At 71.8% G+C, this 17,706-nt stretch carries 17 protein-coding genes; 12 read left to right on the top strand and 5 right to left on the bottom strand.

From position 1 onward, the window contains the following. Positions 1-34 precede the first annotated feature (34 nt). From AC1PME_RS20445 to AC1PME_RS20400, 10 genes are all read left to right on the top strand, one after another. Positions 35-664, top strand: coding sequence for a 4'-phosphopantetheinyl transferase family protein (locus AC1PME_RS20445; protein ID WP_481096860.1), 630 nt, complete (start codon positions 35-37; stop codon positions 662-664). A gap of 47 nt (positions 665-711) precedes the next feature. Then, on the top strand, positions 712-1,353 hold the full coding sequence (gene rsmG, locus AC1PME_RS20440) for a 16S rRNA (guanine(527)-N(7))-methyltransferase RsmG (RefSeq protein ID WP_420008307.1): 642 nt from the start codon (positions 712-714) through the stop codon (positions 1,351-1,353). A 90-nt stretch (positions 1,354-1,443) separates the two neighbouring features. Beyond that, a complete protein-coding gene (locus AC1PME_RS20435) occupies positions 1,444-2,241 on the top strand; it encodes a ParA family protein (protein ID WP_254459617.1) in 798 nt (265 codons plus the stop codon). Then, complete coding sequence (locus AC1PME_RS20430; protein WP_481096859.1) at positions 2,241-3,161, top strand: ParB/RepB/Spo0J family partition protein; 921 nt, start codon at positions 2,241-2,243, stop codon at positions 3,159-3,161. Before AC1PME_RS20435 ends, AC1PME_RS20430 begins: the two co-directional genes overlap by 1 nt. 36 nt (positions 3,162-3,197) lie before the next feature. Then, entirely contained in the window at positions 3,198-3,506 is a 309-nt protein-coding gene (locus tag AC1PME_RS20425) for a helix-hairpin-helix domain-containing protein (protein ID WP_017917017.1), read from the top strand. 203 nt (positions 3,507-3,709) lie between these two features. Continuing rightward, positions 3,710-4,675 carry an NAD-dependent epimerase/dehydratase family protein gene (locus tag AC1PME_RS20420; protein WP_481096858.1) on the top strand — a complete coding sequence of 322 codons (966 nt, stop codon included), beginning with the start codon at positions 3,710-3,712 and terminating at the stop codon, positions 4,673-4,675. Between the two features lie 83 nt (positions 4,676-4,758). Further along, positions 4,759-5,481, top strand: a complete 723-nt coding sequence (locus AC1PME_RS20415; RefSeq protein WP_209230346.1) for a glycosyltransferase family 2 protein — start codon at positions 4,759-4,761, stop codon at positions 5,479-5,481. 1 nt (position 5,482) lies between these two features. Beyond that, complete coding sequence (locus tag AC1PME_RS20410) at positions 5,483-5,824, top strand: lipid-A-disaccharide synthase N-terminal domain-containing protein (RefSeq protein WP_481096857.1); 342 nt, start codon at positions 5,483-5,485, stop codon at positions 5,822-5,824. A 238-nt stretch (positions 5,825-6,062) separates the two neighbouring features. Continuing rightward, positions 6,063-6,599, top strand: coding sequence for an REP-associated tyrosine transposase (locus AC1PME_RS20405; protein WP_481096856.1), 537 nt, complete (start codon positions 6,063-6,065; stop codon positions 6,597-6,599). Positions 6,600-7,402: 803 nt separating this feature from the next. Next, positions 7,403-9,211, top strand: a complete 1,809-nt coding sequence (locus AC1PME_RS20400) for a DUF885 domain-containing protein (protein WP_481098163.1) — start codon at positions 7,403-7,405, stop codon at positions 9,209-9,211. Between the two features lie 26 nt (positions 9,212-9,237). Here the strand turns inward: AC1PME_RS20400 and AC1PME_RS20395 are convergent, their stop codons facing one another. Genes AC1PME_RS20395 through AC1PME_RS20380 form a run of 4 tightly spaced genes read right to left on the bottom strand, consistent with a single transcriptional unit; the run spans position 9,238 to position 15,305 of the window. Continuing rightward, positions 9,238-12,447: an efflux RND transporter permease subunit gene (locus AC1PME_RS20395; RefSeq protein ID WP_481096855.1), complete on the bottom strand. Its 3,210-nt coding sequence runs from the start codon at positions 12,445-12,447 to the stop codon at positions 9,238-9,240. A gap of 10 nt (positions 12,448-12,457) precedes the next feature. Next, entirely contained in the window at positions 12,458-13,654 is a 1,197-nt protein-coding gene (locus AC1PME_RS20390) for an efflux RND transporter periplasmic adaptor subunit (protein ID WP_481096854.1), read from the bottom strand. After that, positions 13,651-14,904: a TolC family protein gene (locus AC1PME_RS20385; RefSeq protein ID WP_481096853.1), complete on the bottom strand. Its 1,254-nt coding sequence runs from the start codon at positions 14,902-14,904 to the stop codon at positions 13,651-13,653. Before AC1PME_RS20385 ends, AC1PME_RS20390 begins: the two co-directional genes overlap by 4 nt. A 56-nt stretch (positions 14,905-14,960) precedes the next feature. After that, entirely contained in the window at positions 14,961-15,305 is a 345-nt protein-coding gene (locus AC1PME_RS20380; RefSeq protein ID WP_481096852.1) for a hypothetical protein, read from the bottom strand. Between the two features lie 154 nt (positions 15,306-15,459). Here AC1PME_RS20380 and AC1PME_RS20375 point away from each other — a divergent pair, with 154 nt between their 5' ends. Further along, positions 15,460-16,197 carry an ATP-grasp domain-containing protein gene (locus tag AC1PME_RS20375; RefSeq protein WP_481096851.1) on the top strand — a complete coding sequence of 246 codons (738 nt, stop codon included), beginning with the start codon at positions 15,460-15,462 and terminating at the stop codon, positions 16,195-16,197. 10 nt (positions 16,198-16,207) lie between these two features. Here the strand turns inward: AC1PME_RS20375 and AC1PME_RS20370 are convergent, their stop codons facing one another. After that, the gene (locus AC1PME_RS20370; RefSeq protein ID WP_254459607.1) at positions 16,208-16,597 is read right to left on the bottom strand and encodes a RidA family protein; all 390 of its coding nucleotides are present in this window, start codon (positions 16,595-16,597) and stop codon (positions 16,208-16,210) included. Between the two features lie 132 nt (positions 16,598-16,729). On the opposite strand from AC1PME_RS20370, the gene AC1PME_RS20365 reads away from it, so the two are divergent. After that, positions 16,730-17,635: a LysR family transcriptional regulator gene (locus AC1PME_RS20365; RefSeq protein ID WP_307547259.1), complete on the top strand. Its 906-nt coding sequence runs from the start codon at positions 16,730-16,732 to the stop codon at positions 17,633-17,635. Positions 17,636-17,706 lie beyond the last annotated feature (71 nt).

The raw sequence follows: 17,706 nt of genomic DNA, 5'->3' as shown, positions 1-17,706 counted from the left end.
CATTGTGCTTTGTGGACGCGGCGTGAGCGCGCCGATGCCGCCTGTGGCCGCCGCTGCCGCCGAGGCGCCGGACTGGCGGCTGGGCCCGGTGGCGCTATGGCTGCGCCCGCATCCGCCGCGCACCTCCGGCGAGGCCCAGGCGCGGCGCCTGCTGGCCGGCGAACTGGCCATGCCGGCGGCGACGTTGCCGCTGCGCCGCGATGCGCGCGGCCGGCCCGGCCTGCACGCGCCGCTGGCGCACCTGGACATCGGCTGGAGCCACAGCGGCGACTACCTGCTGGTGGCGGTCGCCGCGCACGCGCGGCTGGGCGTGGACATCGAGCGCCAGCGGCCGCGGCCGCGCCTGCTGGAGCTGGCGCAGCGCTTCTTCCATCCGGACGAGGTCGCGCTGCTGGCCGCGCTGCCGGCACCGGCGCGCGAGGCGCTGTTCTTCCGCCTGTGGTGCGCCAAGGAGGCGCTGCTCAAGGCGCACGGTCACGGCATCGCCTTCGGCCTGCACCGGCTGCGCTTCGCCGAGGACGCAGCCGGCGTGCTGCGCCTGGCCTGGTGCGATCCGGGGCTGGGCGCGACCGAGGCCTGGCACCTGCACGAGTGGGAGGCCGCCCCCGGTTATCGGGCCGCCCTGGCCTGGCGCGCGGATGCGCCTGTCCAGGACACGCCCTGACGCGGACGCGCGGTTCGGGCGCCGGCGGCACCTGCGATAATCCGCCGATGACCGATGCCTCTCTCCCCGATTCCGTCCGCGTCGCGCTCGAGCAGGGCCTGCACGCACAAGGCCTGGACGCCGCGGCGCTGGCGCCGCCCCTGCTGGCCTACCTGGCGCTGCTGACGCGCTGGAACCGCACCTACAACCTGACCGCGATCCGCGATCCGCACGAGATGGTGACCCGCCATCTGCTGGATTCGCTGGCGATGCAGCCGTTCGCCCGCGAGGGCGCGCTGGCCGACCTGGGCACCGGCCCGGGGCTGCCCGGCATCCCGCTGGCGATCGCGCGGCCGCAGCTGCGGGTGACCCTGGTCGAAAGCAACGGCAAGAAGGCGCGCTTCCTGCGCGAGGCGGTGCGCCAGCTGCGCCTGGACAACGCGCGGGTGGCCGAGTCGCGCGCCGAGGCGCTGGACGAGGCCGGCGCCTACGATCTGCTGACCGCGCGCGCGCTGGACACCCTGGCCGGCATCGTCGCCGTCGGCGGCCACCTGCTGCGCCCGGGCGGGCGCCTGCTGGCGATGAAGGGCGTGCGCCCGGACGAGGAGATCGCCGCGCTGCCGCCGGGCTGGGTGGCGCCGACGGTACACCCGCTGCAGGTCCCCGGCCTGGGCGCCGACCGCCACCTGGTGGTGGTCGAGCGCGGTTGAGCGGCGGCCACGGCCGGCCCCGATTTCCGCCTCGGGGGGCTGTGACCGCATAATGCCCGGCCCCACCCCCATCGCCGACGAGGCTCCCGCATGGCCCGCATCATCGCCATCGCCAACCAGAAGGGCGGCGTCGGCAAGACCACCACCGCGGTCAACCTGGCCGCGGCGCTGGCGCGCCAGTCGCAGCGCGTGCTGCTGGTGGACCTGGACTCGCAGGGCAATGCGACGATGGGCAGCGGCATCGACAAGCGCGAACTGGCCGCCTCCACCTGCGACGTGCTACTTGGCGAAAGCAGCGCCGAACAGATCCGGGTGACCGCGCCGGAAGGCTTCGACCTGCTGCCCGGCAACATCGATCTCACCGCCGCCGAGATCCAGCTGATGGACCAGCCGGCGCGCGAGCAGCGGCTGAAGACCGCGCTGGCGCCGCTGCGCGAGGCCTACGATTTCATCCTGATCGACTGCCCGCCGGCGCTGTCGCTGCTGACCCTGAACGCGCTGACCGCCGCCGACTCGGTGATCGTGCCGATGCAGTGCGAGTACTACGCGCTGGAGGGGCTGACCGCGCTGCTGGAGACCATCGAGGCGCTGCGCGCCGAGCTGAACCCGGCGCTGGAGATCGAAGGCGTGCTGCGGACCATGTTCGACGTGCGCAACAACCTGGCCAACGCGGTGTCGGCGGAGCTGACCAACCACTTCGGCGACAAGGTGTTCCGCACCATCGTGCCGCGCAACGTGCGCCTGGCCGAGGCGCCCAGCCATGGCCAGAGCATCGTCGGCTACGACCGCACCTCGCGCGGCGGCGTCGCCTACCTCGGACTGGCCGGCGAGATCGTGCGCCGCCGCAACGAACGCAATCGGCCGATGCCGGCCATGGAGACGTACTGATGAGTGCCAAGCCCCCCGCCCTCGGAGCGAAGAAGCGCGGCCTCGGCCGTGGTCTGGAAGCGCTGCTGGGGCCGAAGGGCGCGGCCGCGCCCGTCCCCACCGCCGAGCTGCAGCCGGGCGAGAGCCTGCGCCGCCTGCCGGTCGGGCAGCTGCAGCCGGGCAAGTACCAGCCGCGCCAGGAGATGGACGAGGCCAAGCTGCAGGAGCTGGCCGAGTCGATCAAGGCGCAGGGCGTGATCCAGCCGATCGTCGCCCGCGAACTGGCGCCGGGCAGCTTCGAGATCGTCGCCGGCGAACGCCGCTGGCGCGCCTCGCAGCTGGCCGGCCTCAGCGAAGTGCCGGTGGTGGTGCGCGAGCTGGACGACCGCACCGTCATCGCCATGGCGCTGATCGAGAACATCCAGCGCGAGGACCTCAACCCGCTGGAAGAGGCGCAGGCGCTGCAGCGGCTGATCGACGAGTTCTCGCTGACCCACGCCGAGGCCGCCGAGGCGGTGGGTCGCTCGCGCGCCTCGGTGTCCAACCTGCTGCGCCTGCTGGAGCTGCCGCAGGCGATCCGCGCGCTGCTGGAAGCGCGGCGCCTGGAAATGGGCCATGCGCGCGCGCTGCTGACGTTGTCGCCGGAGCTGGCCAGCCGCCTGGCCTCCGACGCCGCCGACCAGGGCTGGTCGGTGCGCGAGGTCGAGCACCGTGCGCAGCAGTTCGCCGCCGGCAAGGTGCCGAGCAACCGCAAGGCCAAGCCGGCGCGCACCGCGCCGCAGGCCGACATCGCCTCGCTGGAGACCGAACTGTCCGAGTCCCTGGGGACCAAGGTGTCCATCGCCCACGGCCGCGGCGGCAAGGGCAAGCTGGTGATCCACTACACCGACCTGGACACGCTGGACGGCGTGCTCGAGAAACTGCGCCCGCGGCAGGCCTGAGCGCCGCCGCCCGCGTCCGCCAGGACCGCTTCCGCCATGCATCCCAGCAAGGTCGACCGCCACCACCTGTTGCGCCTGACCGACCTGCCCAACGTCGGGCCGGCCTGCGAGAAGGACCTGCGCCTGATCGGCATCCGCGTGCCCGCGCACCTGCAGGGCCGCGACCCCTACGACATGTACGCGCAGTTGTGCCTGCGCACCGGGGTGATGCACGATCACTGCGTGATCGACGTGTTCCTGTCGATCGTGCGCTTCATGCAGGGCGAGACGCCGCGCCCGTGGTGGGAATTCAGCAAGGAGCGCAAGGCGGCGCTGGCCAAGGACGCGCCGCTGACCCTGCGCTGAGGCCGTGCGTCGCGGCGCGGGCCAGCAACCGGAGCATTGCATGAGCAACGAGGACACGCAGAACAGCCCGGGCGGCAGCCCGATCCTGCAGCACCGCCAAGCGGGTACCGTCGATCCGGGCGGCGTCAACGCCGGCCTGCCCTGATCGTTGCGGTGTCGCGACGCCCGTCGTTTCTTCGCTTTTTGCTTTCCAGGATTCCGCCATGCCCATCCTCGTCACCGGCGCCGCCGGCTTCATCGGCGCCTACACCGTCCGCGCGCTGCGCGCCGCCGGGCAGGCGGTGGTCGGCCTGGACAACTACAACGACTACTACGACCCGCAGCTCAAGCGCGACCGCGTCGCCGCGCTGTGCGCGGACGCGGACATCCGCACGCTCGATCTGACCGACCGCGACGGCCTGGCCGCGCTGTTCGACGAGGTACAGCCGGCCCGCGTGGTGCACCTGGCCGCGCAGGCCGGGGTGCGCTATTCGCTGCAGAATCCCTATGCCTACGTCGACAGCAACCTGGTCGGCTTCGTCAACATGCTGGAGCTGTGCCGGCACCGCGGCGTGCAGCACCTGGTCTACGCCTCCAGCAGTTCGGTGTACGGCGATTCGGCGACGCCGCCGTTCTCCGAGGACCAGCGCATCGACCAGCCGCGCTCGCTGTACGCCGCGACCAAGGCCGCCAACGAGCTGATGGCGCACACCTACGCGCAGCTGTACGGGCTGCGCGCCACCGGCCTGCGCTTCTTCACCGTGTACGGCCCGTGGGGCCGCCCGGACATGGCGCCGCTGCTGTTCAGCCGCGCGGTGCTGGCCGGGCGCCCGATCGAGGTGTTCAACCACGGGCGCATGCGCCGCGACTTCACCTTCGTCGCCGACATCGTCGCCGGCGTGCTCGGCGCGCTCGATCACCCCTCGGGCGAGGCGGTGCCGCACCGCGTGTTCAACCTCGGCAACCACACCCCGGTGGAGCTGGAGCGCTTCATCGCGGTGATCGAGGCCGCGGCCGGGCGCAGCGCCGAAAAGGCGTACCGGCCGATGCAGCCGGGCGACATGATCGAGACGATGGCCGATACTGCGCGGGCCCAGGCCGCGTTCGGCTTCGATCCGAGCACCCCGATCGAGGTCGGCCTGCCGCAGGTGGTGGCCTGGTGCCGCGAGTACTTCGGCGCCGCCGCCTGACGCTTCATCCGCCGATCATCGGTCCGCGGCACAATGCCCCGCTTTTTCCCCCACGCGCCCCCGCGCCCAGCCTTGCCGAATCCATGAGCCAGCTTTCCCTTTCCGTCGTCGTCCCGGTGTTCAACGAGCGCGACAACGTGCCGCCGCTGGTCGCCGAGATCGTCGCCGCGCTGCGCGGCACGATCGATTTCGAGATCGTCTACGTCGACGACCATTCGCGCGACGACACCCTGGCGGTGCTCGAAGGGCTGAAGGCGTCCACGCCGGAGCTGCGCGTGCTGCACCACGTCAGCCAGAGCGGGCAGAGCACGGCGGTGCGCAACGGGGTCAAGGCCGCGCGCGGGCTGTGGATCGCCACCCTGGACGGCGACGGCCAGAACGACCCGGCCGACATTCCCAAGCTGCTGGCCGCGCGCGCCGCGGCGGCGCCGCTGGTCAAGCTGTTCGCCGGCTGGCGCGTATCGCGGCAGGATTCGGGCAGCAAGCGCTGGGCGTCGAAGTGGGCCAATGCGATCCGCGCGCGCATGCTGCGCGACGACACCCCGGATACCGGCTGCGGCATCAAGCTGTTCGAGCGCGAGGCGTTCCTGGACCTGCCGTACTTCGACCACATGCACCGCTACCTGCCGGCGCTGATGCAGCGCGCCGGCTGGCAGACCCTGAGCGTGCCGGTGAACCACCGCCACCGCACTTCCGGCGTGTCCAAGTACAACAACCTCAATCGCGCCCTGGTCGGCATCCGCGACCTGCGCGGGGTGGCCTGGCTGATCGCGCGCAGCCGCCGCACCGCGGTGCAGGAGCGCTGAGATGGACGCGCATTTCCTTAACGAACCGATCCAGGCGCTGTACTGGACCGGGCTGCACGTCACCGGCTGGAAGCTGATCGGCTACGTCGGCGCGCTGATGTTCGGCGGCCGCTGGCTGGTGCAGTTCGTCGCCTCCAAGCGCGCCGGCAAGCCGGTGATCCCGCGCCTGTTCTGGTACATGAGCGTGGTCGGCAGCCTGATGACGCTGAGCTACTTCATGTTCTCGGCCAAGCAGGACTCGGTGGGCGTGCTGCAGAACCTGTTCCCCGCGTTCACCGCCGTCTACAGCCTGTACCTGGACATCAAGCACCGCGGCTGGCACCGCGACCGCGCGACGCATTGATCGCGCGGCGCCGCTACGCGTGATCGCCGGCAGCGCGTAACACCTTCCGATCGCGGCCCTGCAACTGTGGGAGGGACTTCAGTCCCGACGCATGAATCTTCCACGTCCCGGTCGTCCTGGCCGCCGTTGCATCCAGCAGCGAGTACCGGATTTCTGACGCTGCGCCCGCAGGTTCCCCCACGCCCGCACCGGTCGATCCCCGATGGTGTCGTGTGATCCGCCCTGCAACCCTGGGGTCATGCACACCCGACTTCCCCGAGGCTACCGCGCGCTGCGTGCAGGGCGCTGGAGCGATACCGGACGCATCTATCTGGTCACCACCGTGACCTGGCAGCGCCAGCGCCTGTTCGAGGACTGGCGATGCGCCTGGGCGGCCGCGTCCTGCCTGGGCCATGCCGAGACCTGGGCGGACGCGCAGCTTCTGTGTTGGGTGCTGATGCCCGACCACTGGCATGGGCTGGTCATGCTCGAGAGCGGCGCTGCATTGCCGACCGTCGTGCGCCAAGCCAAGGGCCGCGCCGCGAGGGCGGCCAATCATGCGCGCGGGCGCGGCGGAGCAGTGTGGATGGAGGGATTCCATGATCGCGCGCTACGGGACGAGCGGCAGTTACTGCCAGCAGCGCGCTACATCGTCGCCAACCCATTGCGCGCCGGTCTGGTGCGCCGGGTTGGCGACTACCCGTACTGGGATGCGGTTTGGCTTCGCATGCCGATGAACGCGACGCTGCAGCACGACCCGGCTGCGTTGGTGGCTGGCGGGTGCAGAACGGGATGAGGGCGCGGCCTCGATGGACTGCGTTTCTCTTTCCATTGGGCTCCTCCAACAAAGTGCCTGGCATCGCCAGCATCGCGCGCGACGTCGGCAGTAGGCGTTGCCGAGCGCGTTGAGGTGTTCCGCGTCGGGACTGAAGTCCCTCCCACATGGGCCACCGTGCTGCCGCTGTCGTTTCGTCCAATTGCATTGCAGCGCTTCGGGGTTCGTTTTGGGCTCCGCCAAGTGCCTGGCATGCCAGCATCGCGCGCGACGTCGGCAGTAGGCGTTGCCGAGCGCGTTGAGGTGTTCCGCGTCGGGACTGAAGTCCCTCCCACATGGTCACCGTGCTGCCGCTGTCGTTTCGTCCAATTGCATTGCAGCGCTTCGGGATTCATTTTGGGCTCCGCCAAGTGCCTGGCATCGCCAGCATCAGGCGCGACGTCGGCAGTAGGCGTTGCGGAGCGCGTTGAGGTGTTCCGCGTCGGGACTGAAGTTCCTCCCACATGGTCACCGTGCTGCCGCTGTCGTTTCGTCCAATTGCATTGCAGCGCTTCGGGGTTCGTTTTGGGCTCCGCCAAGTGCCTGGCATCGCCAGCATCACGCGCGACGTCGGCAGTGGGCGTTGCCGAGCGCGTTGAGGTGTTCCGCGTCGGGACTGAAGTCCCTCCCACATGGGCCACCCTGCTGCCGCTGTCGCTCCGTTCAGTCGTACTGCGGCGTTCCGGGGTTCGTCCCGCGCCCACACAGGACTTCCGGCCCACCCGCCGGGCCGGGCAGGGATGCGATCATCGACGATCCGTTCCCGCCGTGTGCCGCCCATGCCAATGCTCGCCAAGACCCCGCTGGCCGCTTCCCTGCTGCTCGCTTTCGCCGTGGCCGCGCCCGCCGTGGCCGCGCCGCCGTCGCCGCCGGCGGCCGGCACAGCGCCGGTGACGGCCGCTGCCAGCGCCACCGATGCGCGCTTCCAGGCCATCTACGAGAAGGAGTGGGCCTGGCGCCAGGCGCAGCTCGGCCAGGCCGACGAGGACAGCGACAGCAGTGGCGACAATACCCATCTGCCCGACGTCGGCGCGGCCGCGCAGGCAGCGCGGCTGAAGGTGTGGGAGGACGTGCTGCGGCAGCTGGACACGCTCGACCCCGCCCAGCTCTCGCCGGAGAACCAGGTCAACCTGGCGGTATACCGGCCGCAGGTGGAGAACCTGGCCGCGGCGGTGCGCCTGCGTGCCTACGAGATGCCGTTCAACTCCGACAGCGCGTTCTGGTCGGACCTGGCGTTCATGGCCCGGCGCACGCTGCGCACGCCCGACGAGTACCGCGCCTACATCGCGCGGCTGGACGACGTGCCGCGCTACTTCGCGCAGCAGACCGACAACATGCGCGCGGGCCTCAAGCGCGGCTTCAGCGTGCCGCGCGCGGTGCTCGACGGCCGCGACGGCGCCATCGCCACCGTGGCCGAACTGAAGGACCCGACCGCCGCGGTGCTGTACACGCCGTTCAAGCAGATGCCGGCGCAGATCCCCGCCGCCGAGCAGGCGCAGCTGCGCGCGCAGGCGCAGGCGGCGCTGCGCGACAAGGTGATTCCGGCCTATGCGCAGCTGCTGACCTTCTATCGCCAGGAGTACATGCCGCAGGCGCGCACCACGCTGGCTGCCGAAGCCCTGCCCGACGGCAAGGCCTACTACCGGCAGCAGATCCGCGAGTACACCACGCTGGACATGGACCCCGAGCAGATCCACCAGCTCGGCCTGCGCGAGGTGGCGCGGATCCAGAAGGAAATGGACGCGATCATCCGGCAGGTCGGCTTCCAGGCGCCGGCCGGGCAGAAGACCTTCCCGGCGTTCCTGCAGTTCCTGCGGACCGATCCGCAGTTCTACGTGAAGACCCCGCAGGAACTGCTCGATCGCGCCGCCTGGATCGCCAAGCGCGTGGACGGGGAGGTCGGCAAGTTCATCGGCACGCTGCCGCGCGGGCGCTTCACCATCGTACCGGTGCCGGCGGACATCGCCCCGTTCTGGACCGCCGGCCGCGGCGGCGTCGGCACCTACTGGCTCAACACCTACGACCTGCCGTCGCGGCCGCTGTACAACCTGCCGGCGCTGACCCTGCACGAATCCTCGCCCGGCCATTCGCTGCAGGGCGCGCTGGCCGAGGAGCAGGGCGCGCAGCCGGCGTTCCGCCGCGAGAACTACATCTCCGCCTACGGCGAGGGCTGGGCGCTGTACACCGAGAAGCTGGGCAAGGAGATGGGCATCTATGCGACGCCCTACGAGGACTTCGGCCGGCTCAGCTACGAGATGTGGCGCGCCTGCCGCCTGGTGATCGACACCGGCGTGCACCACAAGGGCTGGACCCGCGCGCAGGCGCAGGCCTACCTGCGCGAGCGCACCGCGCTCAGCGAGCACGAGGTCACCACCGAGGTCGACCGCTACATCTCCTGGCCGGGCCAGGCGCTGAGCTACAAGCTCGGCGAGCTGACCATCCTCGACCTGCGCGCCGAGGCCGAGCGCGAACTCGGCCCCGACTTCGACATCAAGTCCTTCCACGACGCGGTGCTGCAGCAGGGCTCGGTGCCGCTGCCGGTGCTGCAGCAGCAGATCCGCGCCTACATCGCCGCGCGCAAGAAGAAGGCCTGACGCCCGCCGCGCCGGCCGGCGCCCGATCAGCCGGCCACGCGCGGCGCGGCGATGCGCGCGGCGAACGTCGGCAACACCAGCAGGGTCAGCGCGGTGGCGGTGAGCAGGCCGCCGATCACCACCGTCGCCAGCGGTTTCTGCACCTCCGCACCGGCGCCGCTGGCGATGGCCATCGGCAGGAAGCCGACGATCGCCACCAGCGCGGTGGTCAGCACCGCGCGCAGGCGGCTGGCCGCGCCGTCGATCGCCGCCTGCCACGGCGCCGCGCCTGCCTGGCGGCGCTCGCCGATGGCCTGCATCAGCACCAGTCCGTTCAAGGTCGCCACGCCGGACACGGCGATGAAGCCGACCGCCGCCGAGACCGAGAACGGCATGCCGCGCAGCAGCAGGGCGAACACGCCGCCGACCAGCGCCAGCGGCACGCAGCCGAACACCAGCAGCGCCTCCCTGGCGTTGCGCAGGGCCATGCACAGCAGGCTGCCGATCAGCAGGAACACCACCGGCACCACCATCGCCAGGCGCCGTTCGGCGCGCTGCAGGTTCTCGAACTGCCCGCCCCAGCGCAGGTAGGCGCCCGGCGGCAGCGCCACCTCGGCCACCGCCGCCTGCGCCGCGGCGACGAAACCGCCCAGGTCGCGGCCGCGTACGTTGGCCTGCACCACCACGCGGCGGCTGCCGTTGTCGCGGCTGATCTGGTTCGGCCCTTCGCTGACGTCGATCCGCGCCACCGAGGACAACGGGATTACCCGCCCGGCGGGCGTGGCGATCGGCAGTGCGGCCAACTGGTCCGGATCGTTGCGCGCGGCGTCGTCCAGCCGCACCACCACGTCGAAGCGGCGGTCGCCCTCGAAGATGCGCCCGGCCGCGGCGCCGCCGATGCCGTTGCTCACCGCCTCGCTGACGTCGGCCGCGGTCAGCCCGAGTTGCGCGGCGGCCACGTGGTCGATGCGCACGTTGAGGGTGGGCAGGCCGGCGACCTGTTCCACCCGCACGTCGGCGGCGCCGGGCACCGCACGCAGTTTCAGCGCCACCTGGTCGGCGGCGGCGCGCAGGCGCTGCATGTCCTCGCCGAACACCATCACCGCCAGGTCGGTGCGCACGCCGGAGATCAACTCGTTGAAGCGCAGTTCGATCGGCTGGCTGAACTCCACGCCGTTGCCCAGCTGCTGCCCGGCCAGTTTCTCCAGTCGTTCCACCAGCGCCTCCTTGTGCAGGGCCGGATCGGGCCACTGCGCGCGCGGCTTCAGCACGATCACGCTGTCGGAGATGTTGGTCGGCATCGGGTCGATCGCCGCCTCGGCGGTGCCGGTGCGCGAGAACACCGCCGCCACTTCCGGCTGCCGGGCGATGGCCCTCTCCAGCGCCAGTTGCATCGCCAGCGACTGCTCCAGCGAGGTCGAGGGCACGCGCAGCGCCTGCATCGCCACGTTGCCTTCGTCCAGCGTCGGCATGAACTCGCGGCCCAGCAGCGCGAATGCGCCGACCCCCAGCACGCCCATCAGCGCCACCCCGGCGGCCACCATGCCTGGACGTGCGACCGCGCCGCCGATCAGCGGTTGCAGACGCCGCCGCAGCCGGCGGACCAGCCAGGTCTCGTGCTCGCCGGCGTGGTCGCGGGCCGCATCGGCACGCGCGGTCGGCTCGCGCACCAGCAGCGCGGCCAGCGCCGGCACGAAGGTGAAGGAGAACAGGAAGGCGCCGACCAAGGCCAGCATGAAGGTCGCCGCCATCGGCTGGAAGGTCTTGCCCTCCACGCCCTCCAGGGTGAGGATCGGCGCGAACACCAGCAGGATGATCAACTGGCCGAACGCCGCCGGCCGCGCCATCCTGCGCGCCGCCTCGGCGGCCACGCCCAGGCGCTCGGCGGCGGTGAGGGCGCGGCCCAGTTCGGCGTGGCGCTGGCCCAACAGCAGCAGCGTCGACTCGACCACGATCACCGCGCCGTCGACCAGGATGCCGAAGTCCAGCGCACCCAGGCTCATCAGGTTGCCGCTGATGCCGAAGCGGTGCATGCCGATCACCGCGAACAGGAACGACAGCGGGATCACCAGCGCGGCGATCGCCGCCGCGCGCAGGTTGCCCAGCAACAGGAACAGCACCACCACCACCAGCAACGCGCCTTCGGTGAGGTTCCTGGCCACCGTGCGGATGGTGGCGTCGACCAGCACGCTGCGGTCCAGCACCGGCATGGCGACGATGTCCGGCGGCAGTGTGGCGTTGACCTGCCGCAGCCGCGCGGCCGCGGCCTGCGCCACGGTGCGGCTGTTGTCGCCGGCGAGCATCAGCGCCGTGCCCAGCACCGCCTCGTGGCCGTCGCGGCTGGCCGCACCCAGGCGCGGGGCGCGGCCGGAGGCGACCTCTGCCACATCGGCCACGAGCACTACTACGCCGTTGCGGGTGGCCACCGGTGCCTGCGCGAGATCGTCGGCGCCCAGCGCCAGGCCGTCGGCACGCACCACCAGGCCTTCGCCGGCGCGCTGCACGAAGCCGGCGCCGGCCTGCACGTTGGCGCGCCGCAGGGCCGTCACCAGATCGGCCAGGCCCAGGCCATGCGCGGCCAGCCGCGCGGTGTCCGGATGCACGGCGTACTCCTTGACGTAGCCGCCGATCGTGTCGACCCCGGCCAGGCCCGGGCTGGCGCGTATCTGCGGCGCGATGATCCAGTCCTGCACGGTGCGCAGGTAGGTGGCGCGCTCCTGCGGGGTGCGCAGCAGTTCGCCCTCCGGCGTGCGGTAGACCGCGCCGGCCTGCCAGCCCGCCGCGCCCGCCCGCGCCAGCCGGGCCGGGTCGAACGCGGTGAAGTCCACCGTCCACATCAGCACTTCGCCCAGGCCGGTGGTCACCGGCGACAGCCGCGGCGTCACGCCGTCGGGGAGATCCTCGGCCGCCTCGCGCATGCGCTCGGCTACCTGCTGGCGGGCGAAGTACAGGTCGGTGGCGTCGCTGAAGATCGCGGTGACCTGCGAGAAGCCGTTGCGCGACAGCGAGCGCGTGGTGACCAGGCCGGGAATGCCGGCCAGCGCCGTCTCCAGCGGATAGGTCACCTGGCGTTCGATCTGCTCGGAGGTCAGCGCCGGGGCGACGGTGTTGAGTTGCACCTGGCGGTTGGTGATGTCCGGCACCGCGTCGATCGGCAGCCGGCCCAACTGGTACAGGCCACAGCCGGCGATCAGCGCGGCAAGGAACAGCACCAGCCAGCGCAGCCGCACCGCCGTGTCGATGATGAGAGTGAACATGGTCGCCTCCTCAGTGGCCGTGCTCGGCGTCGCCCTTGGCCAGTTCGGCCTTGAGCAGGAAGGCATTGCGGCCGGCGATGCGTTCGCTGCCGCGCAATCCGTCGAGGATCTCGAGGCGATCGCCGGCGCGGCGCCCGGTCAGCACCGGCTGCGCGCGAAAGCCCTCGGCAACGGCGACGAACACCGCGCTGCGCCCTTCCACGGTCTGCACGGCGTCGGCCGGCACGCTCAGTGCGGTGTCCTCATCCTCGGTGACGACCACCGCCGACACCGGCGACCCTGCCGGCGGCACCGGCGCGGCGACCGGCATCGCACGGATCACCGCGGCGCCGCCCGCGGCGCGCAGGTCGGCGGTCGCCGCAGTGACCGTTGCGGCAAAGTTGCCGCCCGGCGCGCTCACCTCCAACGTCGTCCCCGGCGCGACCTGCGCGGCCAATGCCGGCGGCGCGGCGAACACCAGTTCGTTCATCGCCGGATCGGTGACCTCGGCCACCACGCTACCGGCCGCGACCACGCTGCCCGGGGTGACCTGCACGGCACCGACCCGCCCGTCCAGCGGGCTGACGATGCGCACGCGGCCGCTGGCGTCCGGCGCGCCATTGGCGGCGGCCTGCGCCTGCGCCGCCGCGGCTTGCGCACGCGCCGCCACGGCCCGCGCGTGCGAGCGTTCCAGCTCCTGGCGGGCGACCACGCCCTGCGCGACCAGGGTCTGGTCGCGGGCATGCGCCAGCCGCGCGGCCTCGGCCTCGGCGCTGGCGGCCAGCGCATTGGCGCGGAACACCGCGGCCTCGCCGCTGACCACGATCGCCAGCGGCTGCCCGCGGCGCACCGCGCTGCCGGGCGCGACCAGCACGCGCTCGACGCGGCCGGTGATGCTCGCCGCCACCGCGGCGCGCGCGCCCACCGCCGGTTCGACCCGGCCGGCCAGACGGGTCGAGGCGCCGCCGCCGCGGCCGACCGCGACTACTTCGATCCCGGATGCGGCGCGTTGCTGCGGGGTCAGCCGCACCGTGTCGCCGGCATCGGCATCGGCAGCGGCAGCGGCAGCGGACGTCGCCGCGGGCTCGGGCGCATCCTGCTGGCGCCCGGCGCCATGGCCGTGCGCGTCGCCGGTCGCCGGGGCGGCCTGCCTGTCGCCGGCGCAGGCGCCCAGCAGGAGTGCCAGCAGCAGGCTGCCGGCACGGAAGATCGGACGGGACAGGTTCATTGGACCTCCATGAACGGCGCGCGCCCTTCCAGGCGGGCCAGTTCGATTTCTGCCGTGACCCGCGCCAGGCGGGCATCCACGGCGAGGCCGCGGGCGGCGATGAGTGCGGCACGGGTGCTGCGCAGTTCCAGTTGTGCGATGCGTCCGGCATCGAAGCCGATGCGGGCCAGGCGATAGGCCTCCTCCGCGGCCGCCACGCCGTCGTCGGCCGCGCGTGTGCGGCTGCCGGCGGCCTTCAGCGTGGCCAGCGCCGCCAGACGGTCGGCAGCGCTGGCGCGCCGTTGCTGGTCCAGCCGTGCCTCGGCCGCGCGCTGTTCGGCGCTGGCGGCACGCACGCCGCCGCGGTTGCGGTCGAACAGCGGCACGCTGAGGCTGACGCCGAGCGTGTAGGCATGGGCGCGATCTTCGCGGAAGCGCGTCTGCGCGGCGGTCAGGCTCAGGTCGGGCAGGGCGCGCTTGCGCTCCACCTCGACCAGGCGGGCGGCGGCCTCGGCCTCGGCGGTGGCGATGCGCACTGGCAGTGCCGCCGCCTCGGTTGCGCGCGGCAGCGGCGGTGTGCGGTCGAGCAGGCCGGCGTCGATGGACTGCACCGGCGCCTCCAGCAGGGCGATGGCGGCCAGGCGCGCCAGCGCCGCGTCGCGGAACGCCTGCGCCTCGTCCACGGCGGCGCTGGCATCGGCCACCTCGCTGCGCGCCTGCACCGCGCGCAGCTGCGGCTCGCGGCCCTGCGCGACCATCGCGGCCATGGCCGCCGCATCGGCGCGGGTCAGCGCCAGCGCCTGGTCGGCCAGGGCGGCGCGGCGCAGCGCGGCCTCCGCCTGCGCGTAGGCCAGCGCCAGCTCGCCGGCGGCATCGTTGCGGTGCTGCGCGCCGCGCAACGCGGCGCTGTCGGCTTCGGCACGGGCCGCGCGCACGCGTGCGCCGCGCTGGCCCCAAACCTCCAGCGGCTGCGACAGGCTGAGCGTGGTTTCGGCCCGGCCCGTGCCGGCATAGGCGCCGCTGCCCCAGGCGTTTTCGGTGGACCAGGACAGCGACGGGTTGGGCAGCGCCCGGGCCTGCTCGGCGCGCGCGTCGGCGGCCTCGGCCAGCGCCGCGCCGACGCGGGTGCCGGGCAGCTGGTCCAGGCGTTGCAGCAAGGTGGCGTAGGAAGGGGCGGTCTGCGCCATCGCCAGCGCGGCCGGGGCCAGGCCCAGCAGCACGGCGACGACCCGCCCGGCCGCGCGCGGCGGCCGACGTGTCGGATGCGACATGGAAAGATTCCGGAAGTGAGAGAAACGGACGCCCGCGGTCGCGGGATGCGTTCAACTCACGCCCGGGGAGGACGCTTCAATCCATCCTGGGCGAGGCCGTCGGGTGCGGCGTCGCCGGTCTGCATCCAGCGCGCCGGCCGCGGCGCGCCGAGCACGCCGAGGGTGCTCGCCGGCAGGCTCAGATTCGAGTGGTGGCAATGGTTGTGACTGCAGCTGCCGGTGCCGGTGTGCTTGCCGTCGCTGTCGTCGCCATCGGCATGCGCCGCGACGGGCGTGTGCACCGCATCGGCCGATTCCGGTTCCAGCGCGCAGGCCAGCGCATCGGCCACCGGCACCACCACGAACGCCGCCAGCAGCAGCATCAGCAGGGAGGTACGCAGTGGTCGGAAGAAGCGGCGCATGAGGCCGGCAGACTAACAAGCGCGTCCGCGCGGACACAATATCAACCTGCGCCTATCGATCTCGCCGGGAAGTCCACCAGGACGCCGATGCGCCTGCCTCGTCCAGATATCCTTGCGTTTCCTACCGTCCACCACCCGCCCAGGAAAGATGCCAATGCCCACGCTGCTCATGACGCCACGGCAGACCGAGGACTCGCGTGCGCTATGGAAGGTTGCGGCGGGACGTGGATGGCGTATTGAACGGCTCGCCGGGTGGGCCATCCCCGATGCATTGCGTGATGTTGAGTCGCCCGTGCTATATGCCGAGGCATTGTTCGGTCCAACATTCGCTGAGACGTTAGGGGTAACGCTGTTAGATCCACCACAAGACTGGCTGGTGCGACTACCGCAGACGTATCGACGACGGAAAATCGTCCTGACGACGCTGGCTGAGGCGCGTCAGCGAACCTCACCGGCTTTCATCAAACCGCCAAACGACAAGAGCTTTCCTGCCGGTGTGTACGTGGGTTCGGCCCTGCCAAAGGACTACGATGACGATATGCCGGTCCTTGTTTCGGAGGTCGTGCATTGGCAGAGCGAATTCCGCTGTTTCGTGCTCGACCGTGAAGTGCGAACGTTCTCGCTCTACTGTCGTGATGGCGAACTACAACGCGATAGCGGTTTTGAAAGCAGTGACGAAGAAGACCGAGACATGCTCGGTTTCGTCCAGCAACTGCTCGAGGACGTCTCGGTTGATCTACCGCGGGCCATCGTGATCGATGTGGGATTGATCGCCCAAGATGGCTGGGCCTGCGTGGAATTGAACGCAGCATGGGGCGCGGGACTGTACGCCTGCGATCCGGCGGCTGCGTTGGACGTGATCCGTTACGCCACGGTGCCGCCGCACGATTGACCTGCCGTGCTCAGGGCAGCTTCGCGATCACCTTGATCTCGAACTGGAAACCGGACAGCCAGGTCACGCCGATGCCGGTCAGCGTCGGGTGCGGCGCCTGGCCCCAGTACTCGGGCACGATCGCCCAGGCGGTGGCGAAGTTGCGTTCCGGATCGACCAGGAACACGGTCGCGTCGATCACGTCGTCGAACGTGCAGCCGGCGGCGGCCAGCACCGCGTTGAGGTTGTCGAAGGCGCGGCGCACCTGGGTGGCGAACTCCGGCTCGGGCGAGCCGTCCTCGCGGCTGCCGACCTGGCCGGAGACGAACAGCAGGCCATTGCAGCGGATCGCCGGCGAGTAGCGGTTGCGCGCGTACAGCGCCTGGCGGCCGGCGGGAAAGACGACATCGCGGTGGGACATGGGGGCGCTCCAGAAAAGGGGCGGCGCGCGCTGCGCCTGCCGGAGTCGCCAGCGTGGCGGGCGCTGTTGTCTGGATAAACCGCGATGGTCCGCCTAGATTGATTGTCGATTCCAAACAATCGCGGGCGGCCGATGGACCGATTCGAGGCGATGCGGGCGTTCGCGCGGGTGGTGGAGACCGGCAGCTTCACCCGCGCCGCGCACACCCTGCAGCTCAGCCGTACCACCGTGACCCAACTGGTGCAGCAGTTGGAGGCGCACCTGCGGCTGCGCCTGCTCCACCGCACCACCCGCCGGGTCAGCGTCACCGCCGACGGCGCCGCCTACTACCCGCGCATCGCGCGCCTGCTGGCCGAGCTGGAAGAGGTCGAGGCCGGCCTGGGCAGCGCCGCGGCGGCGCCGCGCGGACGCCTGCGCATCGACGTGCCAGGGCCGTACGCGCGCCTGCGGCTGGTGCCGGCGTTGGCCGACTTCCACACCCGCTACCCGCAGATCCAGCTCGACGTGGGCGTGAGCGACCGCGAGGTCGACGTGATCGCCGACCAGGTCGACTGCGTGATCCGCGGTGGCGTGCCGGCCGATCCGGCGCTGGTGGCACGGCCGCTGGCCAGCCTGCCGCTGGGGTTCCATGCCAGTCCGGTGTACCTGCATCGGCACGGCGTGCCGGACCACCCGCGCGCGCTGGACGGGCCGGCGCATTGCATGGTCGGCTTCCTCAGCCCGCGCAGCGGCCGCGCGCGCAGCTTCCAGGCGCGGCGCGGCCAGGAGCAGTGCCAGGTGCAGGGCCGCTACCAGGTCGGCTTCGACGACGGCAACGCCTATCTGGCCGCCGGACTGGCCGGGTTGGGCGTGGTCGTGCTGCCGTCCTACATGGCCGCGCCGCACGTGGCCAGCGGCGCGCTGCGGCCGCTGCTGCAGGACTGGCAGTTGCCGCCGATGCCGATGCATCTGATGTTCGCGCCCAACCGGCACATGAGCCAGCGGCTGCGTGCCTTCATCGACTGGACGGTGGAGGTGCTGGGCCCCGACCCCGCCTAGCCGGCGATCGCGGCGGCCAGGCAGGGTCCGGGCGAGGCCGCGCGGACCCTGCGGCCGGTCACGGCGGCTGC

This window comes from Xanthomonas sp. NCPPB 901 (assembly GCF_056725085.1).
This window is presented reverse-complemented; position numbering and strand designations above follow the sequence as displayed.